Source organism: Methanobrevibacter filiformis (assembly GCF_001639265.1).
GTDB classification, from domain to species: Archaea; Methanobacteriota; Methanobacteria; order Methanobacteriales; family Methanobacteriaceae; genus Methanacia; species Methanacia filiformis.
The window spans coordinates 1-6,970 of the sequence record NZ_LWMT01000036.1 but is presented as its reverse complement, the minus strand read 5'-3'; the positions used below and the strand labels follow the sequence as shown (position 1 = coordinate 6,970).

Genomic DNA, 6,970 nt, shown 5'->3' with positions numbered 1-6,970 from the left:
TTAAGAATAAATATAATCTAATATGTTAGATAATGTAAAGATAATTAAGAATAAATATAATCTAATATGTTAGATAATGTAAAGATAATTAAGAATAAATATAATCTAATATGTTAGATAATGTAAAGATAATTAAGAATAAATATAATCTAATATGTTAGATAATGTAAAAATAATTAAGAATAAATAAAATATAGTAAGAGTATATTATTAATAACTCTACTCATCTTCACCTGATGATTCATTGTAGGAATCTAAAATGTATTCTTCTTTTGCAATCCAGTCGGTATCTTGTTTAGCTGTTTTTAAGAATTTTCTACTTATATGTTCTTCTTCAGTTTGCTCATTAACTAAAGTTTCTTGTAACCAATAAACGGTTTCCCAGTCTTTTTCTTCTTTAGCAGTGTTTACAATATTGTAAATAAGCTCGGTTGTTTCGATTTCCTTATCTAATGTTTGGAGGAAGGTGTCTTCTTCATCTTTGATTTCAGCATCTACTTCAGGGATTGCAGGGTATTTATATGATACATCAGCATAGTTTAATCTGTCAACAATCCATGTGTGATGTTCTAATTCTTCTCCTGCTCTTAAAGTATAATATTCTTCTAATTTATGTAATCCTTTAACCGCAAAATAGTTTGCAAATGTTTTGTATAAGTTATGGTTATATAATTCATGTCCTATTTGGGCTATTAATAGTTCTGCAGTTTTTGGACTAATTGAGCTTACTCTTCTTTCTTCATATGTTTTTTTAGATACCATTTTATCACTATTTCTTTAATTTTAAAATTAAAAAATCTTTTTGCTGAAGTTATTTTATAAAGATATTATTAAAATAACTACATATATATTATTATTGTATTCACTATTTAAATATTTTTTTATTCTATAAGAACAATCTATGATTTAATTCTTATTTTAATTTTGAATATGATTTTCAAATTTTTGAAAACGAGAAATCGAAGATTTCTCTAAATTCCTCTGGAAATAAAAGTTTAAGAAAATCAAAGATTTTTTAACTTAATATATTAAGTTTGATCAAAGCTATTCTAAAAATAAGTATTTTGGATATAAGAAATGCTTTTATTAATATGAAACAAACATTTCAAACTTTTAAAAAAAGTTTGATCAAAATCTATTTCCAAAAATAAAGCATTTTAAGCATTAATTATGCTTTTATTAATATGAAACAAACATTTCAAACTTTTAAAAAAAGTTTGAACAAAAGCTATTTCCAAAAATAAAGCATTTTAAGCATTAATTATGCTTTTATTAATATGAAACAAACTTTTAAAAAAGTTTGATCAAAATCTATTTCCAAAAATAAAGCATTTTAAGCATTAATTATGCTTTTATTAATATAAAAGTGAATTTTTAGTGTTTCATGATAATACAATTAATAGGTTACTAAATTAGTAATTAGTAATGTATTAATTGATAAAACTAGAAAAGAAGTATAATAAATAAATATTATTTCTTTTAATAGCTATTGATCTAGGTAATCGTTTACATTGATTCCTAAGTTATCACATATTGTTTTTAATTTCTCATACAATTTTTTATCAATAGCTAAACCTTCTTTATAGTTATTTTCTATTTTTTTAGCTTCTAGGTCTCCAGGAATTATTGTATTTGGTGCACTAGTCCTTACCTCATTTATAAATTCTTCTGTTTCTGATTTGAATTTATCAGTACCTACAAACTTAGCAGGATCAATAGCTATGAATAAATCTCCTTTAGTACATTTATTGCAATGATTAGCTGTTCCAGTTACTCCCTTACCAAATGCTGCATTTACAAGTGGACCTGTAAGTACTTCTATCATAAAAGCTAATGCGTATCCTTTATGGGCTCCAAATGGTAATATTGAGCCTTTTAATGCTTCACTTGGATCTGTAGTTGGTTTTCCTTCACTGTCTAATGCAAGATTTTCAGGAATCTTTTGACCTTTTCTTTCAGATTCAAGTAATTTCCCTCTTGCAGTTGTTGATGTTGCCATATCTACAGCTAGATATGTTTCTTCTGATGGAATTGTAATAGCTATTGGGTTTGTACCGAGTATTGGTTCTTTTCCACCTAAAGGTGCGACTGCAGGTTCAGTGTTTGCTGTTACCATTCCAATAACATCCTCTTTAGCAGCTATATCTGAGTAATATCCTGTAACTCCAAAGTGGTTTGAGTTATATGTTCCTACAGCAGCAATTCCTGTTTTTTTAGCTTTTTCAACAGCTAATTTCATAGCTTTATATGCAACTACTTGCCCAAAACCATTATGTCCATTTATTAATGCGATGGATTCAGTTTCTTTCTCTATTTCTATATCACTTTCAATATTGATGTTATGGTTTTCAATACCTAGGGTATATTGGGGGAATCTTCCAATTCCATGAGAAGTGAATCCTTTTAAATCAGCATCTAATGTTGCTTCAGCGACTATATTAGCCTTTTCTTCATTTAAGCCTAATTTCATTAATATGTTTGTAACTAATAATTTTTCATTTTTTGCAGCTAATTTCATTACTACACCTTTTTTAAGAACTTAACAGTAAATAAGAAGTATTTTTCTGTTATTTTCATTATTTTATTTTTAATTCTTTAATAATATATATTCAAAATTCTTTAGTATATATCTATATTCAATATCTAAAATAATTTTTATTATATTCATTTTTCATGTCTTTTTTAAATTTCGTGTTTTTAAATTAATTTTAATATTTTAATATTTTATCTTCAAAAGTAGTTATAGTTATTTCTTCGGAGTTAAAATTAACTTTACCTATTTCATAAGCTTCTACATTTTTATTTAAAGCTTTAAGAACATTATCTGAATCTTCTGGACTTGTTATTACTACAAAGCCAATTCCCATATTAAATACGTTATACATCTCTTTAATTGGCACTCCTTGTTGATGTATTAGTTTAAATATTGGTTGTGGTTCAGGTAAATCTGTAATACTGAATCCTACATTTTTATTTAATCGTTTAAGGTTATTAAACCCTCCACCTGTAATATGTGCTAAGCCTTTAATATTGAAATTCTTACCTAAAAGTTCAATAATAGGATGTACATAAATTTCAGTAGGTTTTAGAAGTTCTTCTCCTACAGTATTTCTACTATTTCCTACATTATCATTAATTTTAAATTTTCCTTTTTCAAATAATGCTTTTCTTGCTAGACTTAGTCCATTACTGTGTATTCCGCTGCTGCGAATTCCAATTAATATATCGTCGCCTTTAATGTTTTCACCAGTAATGATTTTATCTAAATCAACAAAACCAATTCCTGTCCCAGCTAAATCGAAATCTTTCACTATTTCTGGAAGTGATGCAGTTTCTCCACCAATAATAGCTATTTTTGATAATTCAGCACCTTTTACAAGTCCAGCTGCGATTTCTGATGCTATTTCAGGGTTAGGTGTTTCTACAGCTAAATAATCTACTAGTGCTATTGGTTCTGCCCCAACACAAAGCAAATCATTCACAACCATAGCTATACAATCAATACCTATAGTGTCGTATTTTTCCATCATTTTAGCTATTAAAATCTTACTTCCGACACCATCAGTACTCATAGCTATTCCTTTATTTCCTAACTTAACTAAAGCTGCAAAATGTCCGCTTTCGGTTATGATGTCTCTATTTTTTAAAGTAGGTTTTAATTTAGATGCCAATTTGGAAACAGTAATTTCCTCAAGGCTTATATCAACACCTGAATCAGAATAAGTAACCATTAACTCACCTTATATAGCTATTATGTATTTTTTAAGATTTATGTAATATTAAATATTATATTATATAGTATTAAATGTTATATTATGTAATAGGTATAATTTATTTAATACTAATTTGTTATTTAATTTACCATTAGATTAGTAGGTATAATTTATTTAATACTAATTTGTTATTTAATTTACCATTAGATTAGTAGGTATAATTTATTTAATACTAATTTGTTATTTAATTTACCATTAGATTAGTAGGTATAATTTATTTAATACTTAATTACTATTTAATTTATCTACCATTTACTTTCAATATTCATTGTATTCTTGTTACTTCTAAGTTAAGTGGCGTTTTTGTCTCTATTTTATAGCTTCTGTGGATGCTTGATGCTAGATCTACTGTTTTGTATGGGTCGCCATGGCATGTTATTATTTTTTCAGGTTTTACACTAAGTCTTTTCACATAGTCCATAAGCTGATTTCTGTTAGAGTGTCCACTGAATCCTTCTATGGTTTTAATTTGCATTTTAACATTGTATAATTTTGTTTTACCTTCTTCGTTCAGTGGGATTTCTTTCCATCCTTTTTGGATTCTTCTACCTAATGATCCTTCTGATTGGTATCCTACAAAAATTAAGGTACTTTTAGGGTCTTCACTTAACCATTTGAAATATTCTACTGAATTTCCTCCAGTAAGCATTCCTGATGTTGATAAAATGATTGATGGTTCTCCTTCAACGATGTCTTTTCTTTTACTGACATTTTTTACTTTATGGAATGCATCTGAGATGAAAGGATTTCTTCCTACATGGAATATTTGGTCTCTTAAGTCTTTACTTAAGTATTCAGGTCTTGCTGTGTGAATAGCTGTTGCTTCCCATATCATTCCATCAATATAGATTGGTACTTCTTTAATCATTCCGTGGCGCATATATTCTTCAAGAACTATCATTAATTCCTGTGCACGACCTACTGCGAAAACTGGAATTAATACTTTTCCTCCTCGTTTTAAGGTGGTGTAGATTGTTCTCATCATCTCTTTTTCAGCTTCATTCCTTGATGGCTGAACATCCTCATGTCCCCCATAGGTACTTTCCATAACTAATGTTTCCATTCGTGGGAATTTTGTTGTGGCTCTCTCAAGGAGTCTACTTCGTTCGTTTTTGAAGTCTCCAGTATATACAATATTATGCTGACCATCTCCAATGTGCATATGGCACATTGCAGACCCTATGATGTGTCCTGCATTATGTAAGGTTAATCTTATATCTGGAGCTATATCTGTCACCTCTCCATAATCAAGAGTTATGGTATGTTTTATACTCTTTTGCACATGTTTTATATTGAAGGGGAGAGGGTTACCTTCTCTGTGAGCTATATCTATATGATCTAGTTGTAAAAGAGTCATTAGATCTCTTGTAGGTGTTGTACAATACACTGGTCCTTCATATCCATAGTGATAAAGGTAAGGTAAGAATCCACAGTGGTCTAAATGAGCATGTGATATAACAACTGCATCTAATTCACTTATTGAGAATTCTGGAACATTCAAATAGGGGTAAGATGTTTTGTCATCATTTCCTGCTACATTTACTCCACAATCTAAGAGTACTCTACTGTTAGGGGTTTGAAGTAGCATACATGATCTTCCAACTTCTTTAAATCCTCCCATTGAGGTTAAACGAGCCCAGTCGTTTTCATATTTAACTCCTTGATGTATTCTAGTGCCTAAATTTTGCAATATCTTTTTTCTTTCTTTACTGTTGTGCTTTAAGGTGTTTCTAACCTTTTCAATTATTTCGGATGTAATTGGAGGAGTTCTTAATATTTTTGGCGCCCATCCTGTGTTCTTAACAACTTCTCTTGAAGTTACTCCAAATTTTCCAATAACAAGTCCTGGTTTTTTCGCTTCAATAACAACTTCACATGTTACCTCATCAAAGGAGATATTGGTAATTTGGGCTTCATCAGGCACAATCTCATGAATTCTGTCAATTGTCTTGTCAGGGTCAAGTAAAACAGATTTATCAGATCTAATAATTATTCTTTTCCTTAAGTCCTTAGCTAAGTTTCGTATTAAATCGCCATTTTCAGTTATGATTTTTGGGTTTTTGGTATATATGACAACTTCTGGACCTTCAAATTCTACTTTGGCAACCTGAACCCTTTCTGGTAATCTTTGCACTATTGTTTTTTTGATTTCTTCTAAAATCTCTGAAGTCATTTCATCACTTCTAAAAAATAAGTTGCTGTAATCTCTATTGGTATTTTACAGCATAAAATAAACATGTGTATATAAAATAAGATTCAATTAAATAAGATAAAATTAAAATATAAAAAATAGTTAAAGAATTTAATTAAATTCTTTTAATTTAGCTTCAATTTCTTCTTTTTCTAATTTTTTAAATCCTTCTTCTTCTGTAATGGTTGCAACTAATATTCCATTTCCTGAAAAAGTATCTCTTTCAGTTGCTGCTTTAATAGCTCTCATAGCTATTGCAATTCCTTCTTCTACACTAATATCTTCTTTAAATCTGTCTTCTAAAACACCGTAAGCAAATGTAGATCCAGATCCTGTTGATATAAATGTATCTTTAACTACTCCTCCAGCAGCATCAAGAGAATAAATGGATGCTCCGTTCTCATCCACTCCTCCAAGAAGTGTTTGAACGTACTGTGGTGAAGAATGCAAAATATTAGATGATATAGATGAAGCTGTTTCGATACTAATGTTCTTACCATTTCTAAGTCGGTATAATGAGACTTCAGCACTTATAATTTTCATTAAACTTTGTGCACCTGCTACAGAGCCTGCAATTGTAGCTCCTATATGCTCATCAATTTTAAATATCTTATCTGCTACTTTATGAGCCACTAAATTACCCATACTAGCTCTTCTTTCACTTGCAAACACAACACCATCTTTGCATGTAATCCCAACAGTTGTTGTACCTTCTAATTCTAATGTGTTTTTATTATTCATAAAATGGGCACCTCTTAATATTTTTTTTGATTATAAATGGATAATAATTGATTAATAATTATTGAGTTGATTAATTTTGTTTTTAACTTTATTTTTATCATTAAAAATTCATAGAAAATAGTTTTTAAATAATTTTTATTTAAGCTATATATTTAAAATTATTAAAAATTAGTATTATTAACTTTGTAATTATATATTATTAAATTTGTAATCATATATTATTTTTATAATATTTATTATTAATTAATATTACAATATCTATTTT

At 28.5% G+C, this 6,970-nt stretch carries 5 protein-coding genes; all 5 read right to left on the bottom strand.

What is annotated here, in order from left to right; translation table 11 throughout:
- Positions 1-219: 219 nt before the first annotated feature.
- Positions 220-762, bottom strand: a complete 543-nt coding sequence (locus MBFIL_RS01385; protein ID WP_066970749.1) for a ferritin — start codon at positions 760-762, stop codon at positions 220-222.
- 724 nt (positions 763-1,486) lie between these two features.
- On the bottom strand, positions 1,487-2,518 hold the full coding sequence (gene comC / locus MBFIL_RS01380; protein WP_066970746.1) for an L-sulfolactate dehydrogenase: 1,032 nt from the start codon (positions 2,516-2,518) through the stop codon (positions 1,487-1,489).
- Positions 2,519-2,708: 190 nt separating this feature from the next.
- Positions 2,709-3,731: a phosphoribosylformylglycinamidine cyclo-ligase gene (gene purM, locus MBFIL_RS01375; RefSeq protein ID WP_066970744.1), complete on the bottom strand. Its 1,023-nt coding sequence runs from the start codon at positions 3,729-3,731 to the stop codon at positions 2,709-2,711.
- A gap of 307 nt (positions 3,732-4,038) precedes the next feature.
- Positions 4,039-5,946 carry a beta-CASP ribonuclease aCPSF1 gene (locus MBFIL_RS01370; protein WP_066970741.1) on the bottom strand — a complete coding sequence of 636 codons (1,908 nt, stop codon included), beginning with the start codon at positions 5,944-5,946 and terminating at the stop codon, positions 4,039-4,041.
- A 129-nt stretch (positions 5,947-6,075) separates the two neighbouring features.
- Positions 6,076-6,705 carry an archaeal proteasome endopeptidase complex subunit beta gene (gene psmB, locus MBFIL_RS01365; protein WP_066970739.1) on the bottom strand — a complete coding sequence of 210 codons (630 nt, stop codon included), beginning with the start codon at positions 6,703-6,705 and terminating at the stop codon, positions 6,076-6,078.
- Between the last annotated feature and the right edge of the window lie 265 nt (positions 6,706-6,970).

Coding starts and splice junctions, on each gene's coding strand:
- MBFIL_RS01385 (WP_066970749.1), bottom strand. CDS start 762: ATGGTATCTAAAAAAACATATGAAGAAAGAAGAGTAAGCTCAATTAGT.
- purM (WP_066970744.1), bottom strand. CDS start 3,731: ATGGTTACTTATTCTGATTCAGGTGTTGATATAAGCCTTGAGGAAATT.
- MBFIL_RS01370 (WP_066970741.1), bottom strand. CDS start 5,946: ATGACTTCAGAGATTTTAGAAGAAATCAAAAAAACAATAGTGCAAAGA.
- psmB (WP_066970739.1), bottom strand. CDS start 6,705: ATGAATAATAAAAACACATTAGAATTAGAAGGTACAACAACTGTTGGG.
- comC (WP_066970746.1), bottom strand. CDS start 2,518: ATGAAATTAGCTGCAAAAAATGAAAAATTATTAGTTACAAACATATTA.